13 protein-coding genes are annotated in these 16,504 nt (G+C 72.4%); 3 read left to right on the top strand and 10 right to left on the bottom strand.

Features of this window, described 5'->3' with window-relative positions; translation table 11 throughout:
- Positions 1–171 precede the first annotated feature (171 nt).
- On the top strand, positions 172–606 hold the full coding sequence (locus tag RR3_RS09215) for a MerR family transcriptional regulator (RefSeq protein WP_010595288.1): 435 nt from the start codon (positions 172–174) through the stop codon (positions 604–606).
- 68 nt (positions 607–674) lie between these two features.
- On the opposite strand, the gene dps is transcribed toward RR3_RS09215, so the two are convergent.
- Positions 675–1,214 carry a DNA starvation/stationary phase protection protein Dps gene (gene dps, locus RR3_RS09210; protein ID WP_010595287.1) on the bottom strand — a complete coding sequence of 180 codons (540 nt, stop codon included), beginning with the start codon at positions 1,212–1,214 and terminating at the stop codon, positions 675–677.
- Positions 1,215–1,620: 406 nt separating this feature from the next.
- Between dps and RR3_RS09205 the strand changes: the two genes are divergently transcribed.
- Both RR3_RS09205 and RR3_RS09200 read left to right on the top strand, forming a co-directional pair.
- A complete protein-coding gene (locus tag RR3_RS09205) occupies positions 1,621–3,063 on the top strand; it encodes an alpha,alpha-trehalose-phosphate synthase (UDP-forming) (RefSeq protein WP_017682168.1) in 1,443 nt (480 codons plus the stop codon).
- A gap of 92 nt (positions 3,064–3,155) precedes the next feature.
- Positions 3,156–4,529 (top strand): cytochrome P450, encoded by a 1,374-nt coding sequence (locus RR3_RS09200; RefSeq protein ID WP_064066215.1) that lies wholly within the window; start codon positions 3,156–3,158, stop codon positions 4,527–4,529.
- Positions 4,530–4,678: 149 nt separating this feature from the next.
- Here the strand turns inward: RR3_RS09200 and RR3_RS24890 are convergent, their stop codons facing one another.
- The 9 genes from RR3_RS24890 to trpC form a co-directional block, all read right to left on the bottom strand.
- A complete protein-coding gene (locus RR3_RS24890) occupies positions 4,679–4,843 on the bottom strand; it encodes a hypothetical protein (protein ID WP_156525166.1) in 165 nt (54 codons plus the stop codon).
- The gene (locus tag RR3_RS09195; RefSeq protein WP_064066216.1) at positions 4,840–5,301 is read right to left on the bottom strand and encodes an SRPBCC family protein; all 462 of its coding nucleotides are present in this window, start codon (positions 5,299–5,301) and stop codon (positions 4,840–4,842) included. The genes RR3_RS24890 and RR3_RS09195 overlap by 4 nt, the downstream gene beginning before the upstream one ends.
- 46 nt (positions 5,302–5,347) lie before the next feature.
- The gene (locus RR3_RS09190; RefSeq protein WP_064066217.1) at positions 5,348–6,841 is read right to left on the bottom strand and encodes a glutamate synthase subunit beta; all 1,494 of its coding nucleotides are present in this window, start codon (positions 6,839–6,841) and stop codon (positions 5,348–5,350) included.
- Entirely contained in the window at positions 6,834–11,330 is a 4,497-nt protein-coding gene (gltB, locus tag RR3_RS09185) for a glutamate synthase large subunit (RefSeq protein WP_459178864.1), read from the bottom strand. Before gltB ends, RR3_RS09190 begins: the two co-directional genes overlap by 8 nt.
- A 214-nt stretch (positions 11,331–11,544) precedes the next feature.
- Complete coding sequence (locus RR3_RS09180; RefSeq protein ID WP_064066219.1) at positions 11,545–12,414, bottom strand: TM2 domain-containing protein; 870 nt, start codon at positions 12,412–12,414, stop codon at positions 11,545–11,547.
- Positions 12,411–13,448, bottom strand: coding sequence for a prolipoprotein diacylglyceryl transferase (gene lgt / locus RR3_RS09175; RefSeq protein ID WP_010595281.1), 1,038 nt, complete (start codon positions 13,446–13,448; stop codon positions 12,411–12,413). The genes RR3_RS09180 and lgt overlap by 4 nt, the downstream gene beginning before the upstream one ends.
- The gene (trpA, locus tag RR3_RS09170) at positions 13,445–14,254 is read right to left on the bottom strand and encodes a tryptophan synthase subunit alpha (protein ID WP_010595280.1); all 810 of its coding nucleotides are present in this window, start codon (positions 14,252–14,254) and stop codon (positions 13,445–13,447) included. The genes lgt and trpA overlap by 4 nt, the downstream gene beginning before the upstream one ends.
- Positions 14,251–15,510 carry a tryptophan synthase subunit beta gene (gene trpB / locus RR3_RS09165; protein ID WP_048771149.1) on the bottom strand — a complete coding sequence of 420 codons (1,260 nt, stop codon included), beginning with the start codon at positions 15,508–15,510 and terminating at the stop codon, positions 14,251–14,253. The genes trpA and trpB overlap by 4 nt, the downstream gene beginning before the upstream one ends.
- A gap of 124 nt (positions 15,511–15,634) precedes the next feature.
- A complete protein-coding gene (gene trpC / locus RR3_RS09160) occupies positions 15,635–16,444 on the bottom strand; it encodes an indole-3-glycerol phosphate synthase TrpC (RefSeq protein WP_010595278.1) in 810 nt (269 codons plus the stop codon).
- Between the last annotated feature and the right edge of the window lie 60 nt (positions 16,445–16,504).

Here is a 16,504-nt window from a genome sequence, read left to right as displayed (position 1 = left end):
CTGTGTCACATGAAAGAGATAATCGCACCGAGACGGCTCGCGACGGACGATCGACGTCCCCGCCGCCCCACCTGCAACTGTCTCCGGTACTGCAGGTTTCCTGTGGTGATCGGGTAGATTCCGGTCCACCGGAGACCGTGGCAGCGAGGACACCGAACGAGGGAACCTGGAATGGAGAAGACGAGGAAGGAGCCGGTGCCGCACCCCCGCCGCGGTGTCTACGGCATCTCGGTGGCATCCGAGCTGTCCGGGGTCGACCCGCAGTCCATGCGGCTGTACGAGCGTCGCGGACTGCTCAGCCCGGCGCGCACCCGGGGCGGCACCCGCCGCTACAGCGACGACGACGTGGCGCGCCTGCGACGCATCAGCGAGCTCCTGTCCGAGGGCATCAATCTGGCCGGCATCGCCCAGATCTTCCGGCTCGAGTCGCACCACGCCGAACTGGCGTCCCACACTGCCCGTCTCGAATCCCACAACGCGCGCCTCGAATCCCACAACGCGCGCCTCGAATCGGACAACGCCCGCCTCGAGGACGCCAACGCGCGCCTCGAGTCGGACAACGCGCGCCTGCGGGCGGCCACCGACGACAGCGCAGCCACCTCGTAACAGACGCACCGGTCGCCCGCCGGCGACCGGTGCGTAGTCGAGCAACCGGCAACCCGGCCGCCGCCCGCTCAACGGGCTTCGTTCGCGGCCTGCTGCTCGGTGCGTGCGCCCTCGTGCGTCAGGGTCCCGGAGGCGTTCTCGAGATGGGCCCGGACGAACCACTGGAACTTCTCGAGATCCCGCGTCTGCCCGATGAGCAGATCCTCGGTGATCGGATCGATCTCCCCGACCTCCGAGATCGCCTTGCGGCAGTCCCCGATCACGCCGTCGTACACCAGATCGAGCGCGGCGAGATGCGCCTGGGCGGTGTCCCGCCCGACCGAGTAGTCGTCCCACGAACGGTCCTTCTCGATCGCGCCCGCGGTTCCCTTCGGCGACGAACCGAGGGCCGCGATGCGCTCGGCGACGTCGTCGGCGAATCCCCGGACCGCTTCGACCTGCGGGTCGATCATCTCGTGCACGCCGATGAAGTTCGGTCCCACGACGTTCCAGTGCACGTGCTTGAGGGTGAGGTGCAGGTCGTTGTAGGCGCTGAGGCGATTCTGCAGCACTTCGGCCACCCGGACCCCTTCGCTGTCGCTCAGGCCGGGGACGGTGAACTTCGCCATCTTCGATTCCTCCTACAGGCTCGTGTGTAGTACCTCCGCAGGCCGGCTCGCCGGCCCGCCGGTCGGCACGTGGGTGCCGGCTAACCCACAGTCGGGCTACCCCGTTCCCCGGGTGCCGAAACCGCCGGGCGACCGGCGCATGCACGTCGCCGCGCGCGGGACCGCGTCTGCTCGCGGGCACGCCGACCCGATCGGAGTGCACGCAGCGTTTGACAAAATCTTTGTTCTGCGAGACAGATTATCTATCGAGTGCGAGCGGAGGCGGGACGACGCGGGATCTCGGGCGCCTCGAAGTGCCTCCCTGCTCCGCCGCGAGTGATAGACAAAAACTACTTGTCATAAGTACGAGTTCGACGGCACTCGCCGGAGCGACCGGCCCCGGTGTCGAGCAAGGAGGCGCGACGCGATGACCGCAGCGGACCTGGTGGTGGTGGCCAATCGGCTCCCGGTCGACTACGACCCTTCGGCCGACGACGGACGAGGCGGGTGGCGCCGCAGCCCGGGGGGACTCGTCACCGCCCTGGAACCGGTGCTGCGCGCCGCCGACGGCGCATGGGTGGGCTGGCCCGGCGCCGCCGACGTCGCGTTCGAGCCTTTCACCGAGGACGGCATCACGATGCACCCCGTCTCGCTCACCGAAGGCGAGGTGGCCGACTACTACGAGGGCTTCTCCAACGCGACACTGTGGCCGCTGTACCACGACGCGATCGTCGCACCCGTCTACGACCGGACGTGGTGGCGGACCTACGTCGCGGTCAACCGCCGCTTCGCGGCGGCGGCGGCCGAGGCGGCCGCCCCGGGCGCCACCGTGTGGGTGCACGACTACCAGCTGCAGCTGGTGCCGAAGATGCTGCGCGAGTTGCGGCCCGACCTGAGGATCGGATTCTTCCTGCACATTCCCTTCCCGCCTACGGAGCTGTTCCTCCAGCTGCCGTGGCGCACCGCCGTCGTGGAGGGCCTGCTCGGCGCCGACCTGGTGGGGTTCCACCTGCCCGGCGGCGCCCGCAACTTCCTGTTCCTGGCGCAGCGCCTGCTCGGGCTGCACACCAACGCGCACTCCGACCTGGACTCGTGTGTGGGCAGCGTCGACGTCGGTGACCGGCGCGTGCAGGTCGGCGCCTTCCCCATCTCGATCGACTCGGCCCATTTCGCCGAACGCGTGCAGTCCCCGCACATCCGTGAGCGGGCCGCGCAGGTCCGCGAGGAACTCGGCAACCCCGAGACCCTTCTGCTCGGCGTGGACCGCCTCGACTACACCAAGGGCATCGACATCCGGCTCGAGGCACTGCACGAGCTGCTCGACGAGGGCACCCTCGACCCCGAGAAGGTCGCCATGGTGCAGCTGGCCACCCCGAGCCGCGAGCGCGTGTCCGCCTACGCGCAGCTGCGCGAGGACATCGAACGCAAGGTGGGTCACCTCAACGGCGAGTACGGACAGCTGGGCCGGCCGGTGGTGCACTATCTGCACCGGCCCGTGGACCGGGACGAGCTCATGGCCCTGTACAGCGCCGCGGACGTCATGCTCGTCACGCCTCTGCGCGACGGCATGAACCTCGTCGCCAAGGAGTACATCGCGTGCCGGGCCGACGGCACGGGAGCCCTCGTCCTGAGTGAATTCACCGGGGCGGCAAGCGAACTGCGCCGCGCCCACCTGGTCAATCCACACGACCTCGACGCCGTCAAACGTGCCATCGTCGTCGCCGCCACCGAGGATCCGGCCACCGCGGCCCGCCGGATGCAGTCGCTGCGCACCCAGGTGCTCCATCACGACGTCGACCGGTGGGCCAACGCCTTTCTCACGGACCTGCGCGCCAGCGGGACCGGTCCCACCGCGGCGGCGAGCGCCTGAATCGGGCTCGGTGCGGCCGGATCACGTTTAGCGATCCGTCCGGGCGGCGATTCCTCCCGTGACCGTGACCCTGCGTCGGGAGGAGACCGCCGATGACCGGCCCCGTAGTTCAGAGCCCCTCCCCGCCTCGTGCCCGGCGGGCCTCCGCGGCCGACACCGCCCGGTTCGCCGCCGAGGTCGGCCTGCCGTTCGTCGCCGCGGGCGCCATCGCACGCCGTCGCAGGGTGATGGGTCTGCTCGAGCGGACACAGGCCGACGCGCGCATCGTCGCCACCGTCGCGCGCCTGCGCGACCGCTACGGGGACGCTCCCCTCACCCTCGCCCTGCCCGGGCGGACCCTCGCGGTGGTGCTCTCCCCCCAGGACGTCGATGCCGTGCTGCGCACCGACGCCGGGTCCTACACCGCCGCGACGGTCGAGAAGCGCGCTGCCCTCGGTCCGTTCCAGCCGCACGGCGTGCTCGTCTCGCGCACCCCGCTGCGGGAGAGGCGCCGTGCCGTCAACGAGGCGGCGCTCGACACCGATCGGGACCTGCACCGGCTCGCCACACCGATGCTGCACACCATCGAGGAGGAGGCGAACGGGCTGCTGCGCCGCGCCCGCGCGGAGGGCGGCCTCAGCGCCGCCGAGTTCACCCGGTGCTGGTGGCGACTGGTGCGCAGGCTCGTCCTCGGCGATGCGGCGCGCGACGACGACACCCTCACCGATCAGCTGTGGCGGTTGCGGTCCGACGGCAACTGGGCCTACGCCCATCCGGTGCGCCATCGGCTGCGCGACCGGTTCACCGAGCGGCTGCACGGTTACGTCGAGCGGGCTCCCGTCGGAACCCTCGCCGGCGCGCTCGGAGAGATCGCCGAACCGGCCGCGGTCGATCCGCAGGGGCAGATTCCGCACTGGCTGTTCGCCTTCGACGCCGCAGGCATGGTCACCGCTCGCACCCTCGCAGTACTCGCCACCCATCCCGAACAACGGGCGCGGGCCCGCAGCGACATCGCCGCCGCCGGCCTCGGGACCCCCGCACCGCTCGAATACCTGCGTGGGTGCGTCCTCGACACGACGCGGCTGTGGCCGACCACCCCTGCGATCCTGCGGGATTCGACGGCCGACACGACGTGGAGCGACGAGCGCGGCAGCTACCCGATCCCGTCCGGGACCGGGTTCGTCGTGCTGGCGCCGGCCTTCCACCGCGATCGCGAGACGCTGCCGTTCGCGGACCGGTTCGCGCCGGAGATCTGGCTCGACGGCCGGGCGGACCGGTATCCCGCGCTCGTGCCGTTCAGTGTCGGCCCGGCCGGGTGCCCGGGTCGCAATCTCGTCCTGTTCGTCACGAGTACCCTGCTCGCGCACCTGCTCGCCGGCGCCGAATTCACGCTGACCTCCCGGCTGAAGCCGGATCCGGCACGACCGCTGCCGGCCACCCTGAACAACTTCGGACTGCAGTTCGCCGTCCGCTCACCGGCGGGGTGACGCCGCGGATCGACGTCCAGGACCCATCGACGTCCAGGACCTCCGGCTTCGGGGTTGCCTCGACCCGGGAAGCCGGAACCCGCGACGGGTGTGCGCACCGGCAACGGGGCGGTGCGGCTCGGCCGCACCGCCCCGTTCCGGTTCCCCGATCAGTCGTCGGTGGCGTTCTCGGCGATCTCCGGGGCGTTCTCCCGGGTCGCCATGCCGCCGTCCTTGCCCTCGTCCACCGGGCCGGGCCGGCCGCCCTTGGGTCCGTCGTCCTCGTCCCTCGACTTCTTCGCCGTCACGACCTCCTCCTTCCGGGTTGCGCTCACGAACCGGGACGATCGACGTCGCCGCGCCAGCCGCCGTCGGCGACGCCCCGCTTCTCGATGAACTCCTTGAAGCGCTGCATGTCGCCCTTGATGCGCAGGTCGAGCAGCCCGAGTTTGTCGGCGACGTTCTCCATCACGCCGTCGGGGTCGACATCCATCTGAGCGGTGACCCGCGTGGTGGACTCGTCGAGCCGGTGGAAGGTGATCACGCCGGCATGGTCCGGACCGGCGTCGGATTTCCATGCGACCCGCTCGTCGGGATGCTGCTCGGTGATCGTCGCGTCGAACTCCCTGGTGCCACCGGCCACCGTGACGACCCAGTGGGTGTGGGTGTCGTCGATCTGGCGGACCTGCTCGACGCCCTCCATGAAGCGGGGAAACGCCTCGAACTGCGTCCACTGGTCGTAGGCCGTACGGATCGGGACGTGGACGTCGACCGATTCGATGATCGTGCTCATGACGTTCCTTCCTGCCGCGACCGGCACGGTCGCTCACCCGTGCGGCTTACCCCGGCCGGCGGGGCGGAAAACGCGGGAAGCCCAGGTGCAGCGAGCCGGGACGGACCGGCGCCGGCAGCTCCGACTCCCCCGTCAGGAAAGTGTCCACCCCGTGCGCCGCCGCACGCCCCTCGGCGATCGCCCACACCACGAGTGACGCCCCCCGGTGCGCGTCGCCGCACACGAACACCCCCGGGGTGGCGGTCTGCCAGTGGTCGTCGCAGCCGAGCGTGCCTCGCCCGCCGGGGACCAGGCCGAAGGCCTCGAGGAGCGGTCCGCGCTGCACCCCTTCGAAGCCGACCGCGAGCAGCGCGAGGTCGCAGGGGATGGCGAAGGTGTTCCCGCGGGGGGCGCGGCGCGCGTCCACCTCCGCCAGTTCGAGCGTCCGCACCCGCCCACCGGACCCGGCGAAGTGCTGCACCGTCACCTCGAACCGCCGGGTCCCGCCCTCCTCGTGCGCGGGTGCCGTCCGCAGCACCCACGGCACGAGTGGCCACGGGGTGACGTCCTCGTCGCGCCGGCCGGGCGGGCGGGGCCGGTAGTCGAGCTGGGTGACGGACCGCGCGCCCTGCCGCAGCGCGGTGCCGAAGCAGTCCGTACCGGTGTCCCCGCCACCGACGATCACCACGTGCCGCCCGGCGGCGCTGATCGGGGTGGGTCCGTCGCCCGCGCACTCGTGGTTGGCGGCGACGAGGAACTCCATCGCGGGATGCACCCCGTCGAGTCCGCGCCCCGGGACGGGCAGGTCGCGGGCGCGTCCGGCCCCGACCGCGAGGACCACGGCGTCGAATTCGGCCCGCAGAGCGGCGACATCCGGATCGACCCCCGCCTCGGTGCCGGTGCGGAACACCGTGCCCTCGGCGCGCATCTGCGCGAGACGCCGGTCGACGAGCGCCTTGTCCATCTTGAACGCCGGGATGCCGTACCGCAGCAGGCCGCCGAGCCGGTCGGCACGTTCGAGGACGGTCACGGCGTGTCCGGCGCGGGTGAGTTGCTGGGCCGCGGCGAGACCCGCCGGGCCGGAGCCGACGACGGCGACGGATCTGCCGGTGCGGCGGACCGGGGGGCGGGGCGGCACGCGGCCGTCGGCCCACGCCCGGTCTGCGATCGCCCGTTCGATCCGTTCGACCGTCACGCCGGCGGCGTGGTCGTCCCGGGCCAGCACGCAGGCGGATTCACACGGGGCCGGGCACAACCGGCCGGTGAACTCGGGGAAGTTGTCGGTGGCGTGCAGTCGGTCGGCGGCCTCGGCCCACCGGTCGCGGCGCACCAGGTCGTTCCATTCGGGGATCAGGTTGCCGAGCGGGCAGCCCGTTCCGGCGCTGTGGCAGAACGGGAGTCCGCAGTCCATGCAGCGGGCGGCCTGTTCCCGGATCGTGCGGAGCTCCTCGTCGGGGGACTGCGCGCGGTGCACCTCTGCCCAGTCGCGGACGCGTTCGGCGGCGGGCCGGCGCGGCGGCTCGCAGCGGTCGTAACGCAGGAATCCGCGGGGGTCAGGCACCGTCGGCTCCGACCGGGGTGGGCCGTTCGTGGGCGGTCGCGCGGAGCCGGATCAGATCCTCGGGCACCACCGCGGTGAAGCGCCCCGCGTTGCCGGCCCAGTCGGCGAGCAGTTCCCCGGCGACTGCCGATCCGGTGCGTGCGCGGTAGCGGGCGATCAGATCCCGCACCTGCGCGAGCTCGGCGGGGTCGACCGGTTGCAGTTGCACCGAGTCGGTGTTGACGAGGCCGGGCTCGAGGTCGAGGACGTAGGCCAGACCCCCGGTCATACCGGCGGCCAGATTGCGGCCGGTGGGTCCGAGGATCACCACGCGGCCGCCCGTCATGTACTCGCAGGCATGGTCGCCGGTGCCCTCGCACACGGCGTCGGCGCCGGAATTGCGCACGGCGAAGCGCTCCCCCACCCGACCGTGCAGGAACAACTCGCCGGAGGTCGCCCCGTACAGGACGGTGTTGCCGGCGACGATCTGCTCGTGCGGGTCGAACGGCGCGGCCGCGTCGGGGCGCACCACCACGCGCCCGCCGGACAGACCCTTGGCGACATAGTCGTTGGCGTCGCCGGTGACGGTAACGGTGATCCCGGTGGGCAGGAAGGCGCCGAGGGACTGTCCGGCGCTGCCGTGCAGGTCGATCCGCACGGTGTCCTCGGGCAGACCCGCGGGGCACCGTCGGCCGGCGGTCCAGCCGAGCAGGGTGCCGACGGCGCGGTCCCGGTTGGTGACGACCCCGGTCAGCTGCACGGGCCGGCCGTGGTCGAGGGCGGGGCCGGCGCGGGCGATCAGGTCCCGGTCCAACGGCGCGTCGGGGGGTCCGGCGGCCGGGCGGGTGCGGCGGCGCTGCGGGGGCGCGCCGAGGGCGTCGGCGGGCGGGGTGAACAGCGGCGCGAGATCGAGCCCGCGGCGACGCCAGTGCGCGAGCGCCGCGTCGGGTTCGAGCAGGTCGACCCGGCCGACGGCGTCGTCGAGGCGGGCCAGGCCCAGCGCCGCGAGCCGCCGGCGCACGTCCGCGGCGACGAACCGGAAGAACTGTTCCACGAATTCTGCTCTGCCCGTGAACTTCTCCCGGAGTCGGGGATTCTGGGTGGCGATCCCGACGGGGCATGTGTCGAGATGACACACCCGCATGAGGATGCAGCCGAGGACCACCAGGGGCGCCGTGGCGAACCCGAACTCCTCGGCGCCGAGCAGCGCCGCGATCAGCACGTCCCGACCGGTGCGCAGACCGCCGTCGCACTGCACGGTGATGCGGTCGCGAAGGCCGCTCAGCACGAGGGTCTGCTGGGTTTCGGCGAGCCCGATCTCCCACGGGGTGCCGGCGTGCTGCAGGGCGGTGAGCAGTGCGGCGCCGGTGCCACCGTCGTGGCCGGAGATCAGGACCACGTCGGCATGGGCCTTGGCGACACCGGCGGCGACGATCCCGACGCCGACACCGCTGACCAGTTTGACGTGGATGCGGGCCCGCGGGTTGGCGCACCGCAGGTCGTGGACGAGTTCGGCGAGGTCCTCGATGGAGTAGATGTCGTGGTGCGGCGGTGGGGAGATCAGGCCGACGCCCGCCGTGGCGTGCCGGGTGCGGGCGATCCACGGATACACCTTGTGACCGGGAAGCTGGCCACCTTCACCGGGTTTCGCTCCCTGAGCCATCTTGATCTGCAGGTCGGTCGCGTCGGCGAGGTAGTCGGCGGTGACGCCGAAGCGGCCGCTGGCGACCTGTTTGACGGCACTGCGCCGCAGCGGGTCGCCGAGCCGGTCGCGCTCCTCCCCGCCCTCCCCCGAGTTCGAGCGGCCGCCGAGCCGGTTCATCGCGACGGCGAGGGCCTCGTGTGCCTCCCCGGAGATCGACCCGTAGCTCATGGCCCCGGTGGCGAAGCGGCGCACGATCTCCGCCTCCGGCTCGACCTCGTCGAGCGGGATCGGCTCCGCGGCGACGGTGCGCAGCAGCCCGCGCAGCGTGGCGCCCGCGGCGGCGAGACGGTCGACCTCGGCGCAGTAGCGTGCGTAGACGTCCGCGCGTCCCGTGCGGGTCGCGTGCTGCAGCAGGAACACCGTCTCGGGGGTGAACAGATGGGGTTCGCCGTCGCGCCGGTACCGGTACACGCCGCCGCTGTCGAGAAGGGTGTCGGCACAACGGTTCCCGAAGGCATGCCGATGCCGGCGACGGGCGTCGCGGGCCAGGTCGGCGAGCCCGGCGCCGCCCAGTCGGGAGACGGTACCGGGCAGGTACTCGTCGACGACCTCCCGGGCGAGGCCGACGGCCTCGAACGTCTGCGCCGCCGTGTACGAGGCGAGGGTCGAGATGCCGAGTTTGGCCATCACTTTGCGGACACCGGTGACGAGGGCGCGACGGTAGTTCGCCGCGGCCGCCGCCGGGTCCGTGCCGGGAATGCGCCCGGCGGCCGCGAGGGAGCGCACGGTGCCGAAGGCGACGTACGGGCAGACCGCCGCGGCGCCGAACCCGACCAGCGCGGCCACATGGTGGACCTCGCGGGCGTCGCCGGATTCGGCGAGGAGCGCGACGCGGGTGCGCCGCCGGGTGCGGACGAGGTGGTGGTGCACGGCGGCGACGGCGAGCAGCGACGGGATCGGGACGCGGTCCGGACCGCACCCGCGGTCGGTGACGATCAGGATGCCGCGACCGTCGTCGAGGGCGGCGTCGGCGGCGCGGCGCAGGGCCGCGAGTCCCGCCGCGAGGGCCTCGCCGGGGTCGCCACCGACCGCGAAGTGCGCGGGCAGCGCCCGTGCGGCGAGGGCCGGACGCGGGCCGCCCGGGCCGAGTGCCGCGACGGCGGCGAGGTCGTCGGAGTCGAGCACCGGACCGGGAAGCACCAGTTGCCGGCACGACTTCGCGGAGGCGTCGAACAGGTTGCCCTCCGGGCCGGCGACGCGCCGCATCGAGGTGACGACCCGTTCGCGGATGGCGTCCAACGGCGGGTTGGTGACCTGGGCGAACAGCTCGACGACGTAGTCGTAGAGCAGCCGGGGGCGCGGCGACAGTACCGCGGGGGCGATGTCGGCGCCCATCGATCCGAGCGGTTCCGCACCGGTCGCGGCCATCGGTTCGAGCAGCACCTCGAGGTCCTCGCGGGTGTAGCCGAACAGCCGGTGGTCCCGATCCGGCTCGTGGTCCGCGGCGGGGTGCCCGGCCGGACGGGGCAGATCCGCCAGGTCGATCTGACCCTCGCGCAGCCACCGGTCGTAGGGGTGGGCGGCGGCGAGGGTGTCGAGCAGTTCGTCGGGCGGGACGATGCGCCCGGTGGCGGTGTCGACGAGGAGCATCCGGCCCGGCTCGAGCCGGCCCTTGTGCACGATGTGTTCCGGTGGCACGTCGAGCATTCCGGTCTCGCTGCCGAACAGGACCCGGTCGTCGGCGGTGCGGCACCAGCGGCCCGGCCGCAACCCGTTGCGGTCGAGCACGGCCCCGAACCACCGTCCGTCGGTGAAGGGCAGGCACGCCGGTCCGTCCCACGGTTCGAGCAGCGCGGCGTGGAAGCGGTGGAAGGCGCGGCGCCGGGGATCGAGTCCGGGCGCGTTCTCCCAGGCGGGCGGGACGAGCATGGTCACCGCGTGCGACAGCGAACGCCCGGCGAGATGGAGCAGTTCGAGGACCTCGTCGAGGGTCGCGGAGTCGGACATGTCGGGGGTGCAGAGCGGAAACAGGCGGGTCAGGTCGCCGGGCAGCAGCCCGGTGCGCAGGAGCCCCTCCCGCGCGTGCATCCGGTTCCGGTTGCCGCGGATGGTGTTGATCTCGCCGTTGTGGGCGCTGTACCGGAACGGCTGCGCGAGCCGCCAGGACGGAAAGGTGTTGGTGGAGAAGCGGCTGTGCACGAGTGCGATCGCGCTGGCGCAACGCCGGTCCCGCAGGTCGGGGTAGAACCCCGGCAGTTGCTGTGCGGTGAGCATGCCCTTGTAGACGACGGTGCGGGCGGACAGCGACGGAAAGTAGACGTCGCCGGTGTGCTCGGCGCGGCGCCGCAGCGGATACACCCGCCGGTCGAGGTCCAGGCCCGCGGGGCGGGCACCGTCCGCGCCTGCGGCGGCGACGAACAGCTGGCTGACGTGGGGGCGGCAGGCCTCGGCGGTGCGCCCGAGGCCGGCCGGGTCGACGGGAACCTCGCGCCAGCCGAGGATCTCGAGGTCCTCCTCGGCGGCGAGCGTGTGGATCCGTTCGCGGGCCGCTGCCCGGGCGCGTGGGTCGCGGGGCAGAAAGCACAGGCCGGTGGCGTAGCACCCGGGCGGCGGCAGCTCGACGCCGGCGACGGCATCGAAGAGGGCGGTGGGGAGGGCCAGGGTGATACCGGCGCCGTCCCCGCTGGCGGGTTCCCGGCCGCTGGCGCCGCGGTGGCCGAGGTTGCGCAGCGCGGTGAGCGCGTCGGTGACGGTCCGGTGTGTGCTGCGGCCGCGCAGGTCGACGACCGCGCCCACGCCACAGGAATCCGATTCGCGGGCGGGGTCGTAGAGTCCGCGGGCCTCGGGCATCCCGGAATGCCGCACCGGTCCACCTCCACGTCGCCGGTGTGGGGCGACGTCACGCGTCGTCGGATGAGCGGCCCCGACGGGGTCGCCACGACGGGCGTGCGCTGTGCGGTGTGGGTGGCCGGACCAGGTCCGCCCGACGGTCGAACCGGGGATCGGTCCCGGTGGCGGTCAGTCTACGCGCGCGACGGCCGGCCGCGCGAGGTGCGCGACCGGCCGCCGGGCGGGTGGGTCAGGGCCGCAGCGGGCGGCCGTCGGAGTCGCGGACGCTGCCGGTGAGCATCATGATCCCGTCGATGACGGACCACACCCAGATCACCGGCATGATCACGAAACCGATCAGGACGATCGCCAGCAGGCCGCCGATCCACAGCCCCAGCAGCTGGATGAGGCCGACGGCGGTGCTCCCGAGGTAGAGCCGTCCGACGCCGCAGATCCCGACGAAGGGCAGCAGCAGTTGCAGCAGACCCGCGGTGGTCTTCGACTTGTCGGAGTACGGTTCGCCGGTCGCCGGATCCCGCCCGTACGGGGCGGAGGGATCGCCGTAGGCACCGTAACCGGTGGGCCCGTAACCGGAGGATCCGTAGCCCGGTGCGGAGGCCGGCGGGTACTGCGGCGCGCCCTGGAACTGCGGGTCGGGTGTGCCGTAGACGGGTCCGGTGCCGCCGTACCGGCCGCCGGTCTGTGCCTCGGAGTCGTGCGCGGTGCCGTACTGCCCTTCGCTCGACGGCGGCGGATAGCTCGGCGTGGTGCCCCAGCCCGGACCGTTGCCCATGCCCGCATAGGTGTTCCAGCCCGGTCCCGCCGTACCCCAGGTGGGCGCGGTCGACTCGGTGGTGGGCGGCGGAACGGACAGCGACGCCTGGGCGGTCGGATCGTAGTCGGCGGTGCCACCGAACGCGGGCAGTTCCTCGGTGGAGGCCGGCTCGCCGTCGCGTGGTGCGGCGCTCGCGCCGGCTTCGGACGTCTCCTCGGCGGCGGCCTGTTTGCGCAGGTCCGGCCCCGTGGAGGTCTCGTCCTTCTTCCGCAGATCCGGGCCCGTGGGCTCCGGGGACCCCGCGTCGGATGTGGGACCCGGGGATCCCGGGTCGGATGTGGTCACGACTTGTCCCCTTCGTTCTCGCTGCGCGTACCTGACTCGACCTTACCGCCGGGCTCGGCCGGCACCACCGACCCGGACGCGCCGTCGCGGTGCCCGTCGTCGGTCTCGGTTGCGCCACCGGCCGCGGCGGCCTCGTCTGCGCCACCCGGACGGCGGGATTTCAGTTCCTCCGGCGCTTCCCGGCCCTTGCGCGCGACGACGACGTAGGCGACGGCGAGGACGAACACGATGGCGGACGTGAAGGAATTGATCCGGATCCCGGCGATCTCGGTGGCCGGATCGGACCGCATGAGTTCGACGAAGAAGCGGCCCGCGCTGTATCCGGCCACGTAGAGAGCGAACAGTCGGCCGTGTCCGATGCGGAATCGCCGGTCGACGAATACGAGCAGCAGCACGACGAGCAGATTCCACACCAGCTCGTACAGGAACGTCGGGTGCACCACCGCCGCGACCTGCCCGGTGGAGATTCCGTCGATGAGGTCCGGGCTCGTCTGTCCTGCGTCGTTGCGGCGTTCGTAGATCTCGAGGCCCCACGGCACGGTCGTCTCCCGACCGTAGAGTTCCTGGTTGAACCAGTTGCCGAGCCGGCCGATGGCCTGGGCCAGCAGGATCGCCGGGGCCAGCGCGTCACCGAAGGCGGGCAGGGGGACGCCGCGGCGACGGCACCCGATCCAGGCGCCCACCCCGCCGAGGGCGACCGCCCCCCAGATGCCCAGCCCGCCCTGCCAGATCTTCAGCGCGTCGACCGGGTCGGCGCCCGCACCGAAGTACTTCTGCCAGTCGGTGGCGACGTGGTACAGGCGGCCACCGATCAGACCGAACGGCACCGCCCACACCGCGACGTCGAGCACGGTGCCCGGTTCGCCGCCGCGGGCGACCCAGCGGCGGTCGCCCCAGAAGATCGCGACGACGATCCCGACGATGATGCACAGGGCGTAGGCCCGCAGCGCGATCGGCCCGAGGTACCACACCCCCTGCGGCGGACTGGGCAGATACGCCAGGACGGTGGCGGCGGGTACGGCGGTGGAGGTCACGTGGCCACGCTAGCCGAGCGCACGCCCTCCGCGAGTTCCGTGGTGAGCGCGCGCAACGCGTCGGCGCCCTGCGCCACGGCGGCCACCAGCGCCGAGCCGACGATCACCGCGTCGGCGTAGGCGGCGATCTGGGCGGCCTGGTCCCGCGACCGCACGCCCAGGCCGACACCCACGGGAATCTGCGAGTGCTCGCGCACGCGGGCGACGAGTTCGGGCGCCATGTCCGAGACGGCGTCGCGGGCGCCGGTCACGCCCATCGTGGAGGTGGCGTAGACGAATCCGCGGCAGGAGTCGACGGTCGTGGCGAGACGCTCGGCGGTCGAGGACGGGGCGACGAGGAAGATGCGGTCGAGCCCGTGCCGGTCCGCCGCCGCCATCCACCGCTCGGCCTCGTCGGGAATGAGGTCCGGGGTGATGATGCCCAGTCCTCCGGCGGCGGCGAGGTCGCGGGCGAACTCGTCGATCCCGTACTTGAGGACGATGTTCCAGTAGGTCATCACGACGGCGTGGCCCCCGGCGGCGGCGACGGCCTCGACGACGCGGAACACGTCCCGCACCCGGAAACCCGCCGTGAGTGCCCCGTCGGCGGCGGCCTGGATGGTGGGGCCGTCCATCACCGGGTCGCTGTAGGGGATGCCGACCTCGACGATGTCGCACCCGGCCTGCACGAGCGTTTCGAACGCCTCGATCGAGCGCGGCAGGTCGGGGTACCCGGCGGGGAGATAGCCGACGAGCGCGGCCCGGTTCTCGGCCTTGCATCGGGCGAAGACCTCGCCGAGGCGGGACTGCGGCTGCTGGGCGCTCACTGCGCGGATCCTTCCGTCGTGTCGGGGGTGGCCGGGTCGGCGGGAAGGAGCCCGAACCACCGCGCGGCGGTGTCGACGTCCTTGTCGCCGCGGCCGGACAGATTGACCAGCACGACCGCGCCGGGGCCGAGTTCGCGACCCAGTTCCAGGGCCCCGGCGACGGCGTGCGCCGACTCGATGGCGGGGATGATGCCCTCGGTGCGCGAGAGCAGCGAGAACGCGTCCATGGCCTCGGTGTCGGTGACGGGCCGGTAGTCGGCGCGGCCGATGTCCTTGAGGTAGGAGTGCTCGGGTCCGACGCCGGGGTAGTCCAGGCCGGCGGAGATCGAATGGGACTCGACGGTCTGCCCGTCCTCGTCCTGCAGCAGGTAGGAGTAGGCGCCGTGCAGCGCGCCGGGCGTGCCGCCGGTGATGGTGGCGGCGTGCCGCCCGGTTTCCACGCCGTCGCCGCCGGCCTCGAAGCCGACCAGGCGGACGCCGGGGTCGTCGAGGAAGGCATGGAAGATGCCGATGGCGTTGGACCCGCCGCCGACGCAGGCGGTGACGGCATCGGGCAACCGTCCGGTGAGCGCCTGCACCTGCGCGCGCGCCTCCAGGCCGATGATCCGCTGGAAGTCGCGCACCATCATCGGGAACGGGTGCGGGCCGGCGGCGGTGCCGAAGCAGTAGTACGTGTTGTGGGCGTTGGTGACCCAGTCGCGCATCGCCTCGTTGATCGCGTCCTTGAGGGTGCGCGAGCCGCTGGTGGCGGCGACGACCTCGGCGCCGAGCAGGCGCATCCGGGCGACGTTGAGGGCCTGCCGTTCGGTGTCGACCTCGCCCATGTAGACGACACAGTCGAGGCCGAGCAGCGCGCAGGCGGTGGCGGTGGCGACACCGTGCTGCCCGGCGCCGGTCTCCGCGATGACCCGGCTCTTGCCCATCCGTTTGGCGAGCAGGGCCTGGCCGAGCACGTTGTTGATCTTGTGTGAGCCGGTGTGGTTGAGATCCTCGCGCTTGAGCAGGATCCGGGCGCCGCCGGCGTGGTCGCTCAGCCGCTTGGCCTCGTACACCGGGGACGGCCGGCCCGTGTAGTCGCGCTGCAACCGATCGAGTTCGTCGAGGAACCCGTTGTCGACCCGCGCCTTGTCGTATTCGGCGGTGACCTCCTCGATGACCGCCATCAGCGCCTCGGGGACGAACCGCCCGCCGAAGACCCCGAAGTGGCCGCCGGGGTCGGGTTCGTGCGCGCTGTGCTCGGCCACTGCGGCGCTCATGCGGGGCAGACCGCGGCCCTTGGCGGAAAGTACGGGATCGTCTGTGCTCACCCGTCCAGTCTGCCCCAACGTCGCCCCCGCCTCGTCGCCGGGTCCGGGCCGTCGGCGGTGCACCGGACTGCGCTCAGCGCGCGGGCTTCGGGCAGGACGGATGGGTGCCGGCGGTGACCAGTTCGGCAACCGCGTGGCGCGGGTCGCCGCTGGTCACCAGACCCTCACCGACGAGCACCGCGTCGGCGCCCGCGCCGGCGTAGGTGAGCAGATCGGAGGGACCGCGCACCCCGGACTCGGCGATCTTGACGACCTCGGTCGGCAACCCCGGCGCGATCCGGGCGAATGTGCTCTTGTCGACCTCGAGAGTCTTGAGATCGCGGGCGTTGACTCCGATGACCGTGGCGCCGGCCTCGAGGGCCCGGTCGGCCTCCTCCTCGGTGTGCACCTCCACGAGCGCCGTCATCCCGAGGGATTCGACACGGTCGACGAGCGAGGTCAGCACGGGTTGTTCGAGGGCGGCGACGATGAGCAGCACGATGTCTGCGCCGTGGGCACGCGCCTCGTGGATCTGGTACGGCCCCACGATGAAGTCCTTGCGCAGCACCGGGATCCGCACCGCGCGCCGCACGGCGTCGAGGTCCTCGAGGCTGCCCTGGAACCGGCGCTGCTCGGTGAGCACGCTGATCGCGCGGGCACCGCCGGCCTCGTAGGCCTTGGCGAGTTCGGCGGGATCGGAGATGTCGGCGAGCGCACCCTTCGACGGGCTCGCCCGCTTGACCTCGGCGATCACGGCGATTCCCGGCTCGAGCAACGCGGCCTTGGCGTCGAGGGACGGGGGCGCGGCGGCGGCCGCGGCCTTGACCGCAGCGAAGTCGAGGACCGCTTCCCGGGCGGCGACGTCGGCGCGCACCCCTTCGAGTATCGAGTCGAGAACTGTCATCGTGGCTCGAAGTCCTTTCGCCCCTGTCAATCCGATGTGAGAAAGCTCATCGGAGTTTCT

This window comes from Rhodococcus ruber NBRC 15591 (genome assembly GCF_001894945.1).
GTDB lineage: Bacteria > Actinomycetota > Actinomycetes > Mycobacteriales > Mycobacteriaceae > Rhodococcus > Rhodococcus ruber.
Note: the sequence above shows the minus strand (reverse complement) of the source record. Positions and strands in the feature narration are given on the sequence as shown.

Bases quoted from the DNA above. Each gene is read 5' to 3' on its own strand.
- dps (WP_010595287.1), bottom strand. From the start codon at position 1,214: ATGGCGAAGTTCACCGTCCCCGGCCTGAGCGACAGCGAAGGGGTCCGG.
- RR3_RS09215 (WP_010595288.1), top strand. From the start codon at position 172: ATGGAGAAGACGAGGAAGGAGCCGGTGCCGCACCCCCGCCGCGGTGTC.
- trpC (WP_010595278.1), bottom strand. From the start codon at position 16,444: ATGACAGTTCTCGACTCGATACTCGAAGGGGTGCGCGCCGACGTCGCC.
- RR3_RS09200 (WP_064066215.1), top strand. From the start codon at position 3,156: ATGACCGGCCCCGTAGTTCAGAGCCCCTCCCCGCCTCGTGCCCGGCGG.
- RR3_RS09205 (WP_017682168.1), top strand. From the start codon at position 1,621: ATGACCGCAGCGGACCTGGTGGTGGTGGCCAATCGGCTCCCGGTCGAC.
- RR3_RS09195 (WP_064066216.1), bottom strand. From the start codon at position 5,301: ATGAGCACGATCATCGAATCGGTCGACGTCCACGTCCCGATCCGTACG.
- trpB (WP_048771149.1), bottom strand. From the start codon at position 15,510: ATGAGCGCCGCAGTGGCCGAGCACAGCGCGCACGAACCCGACCCCGGC.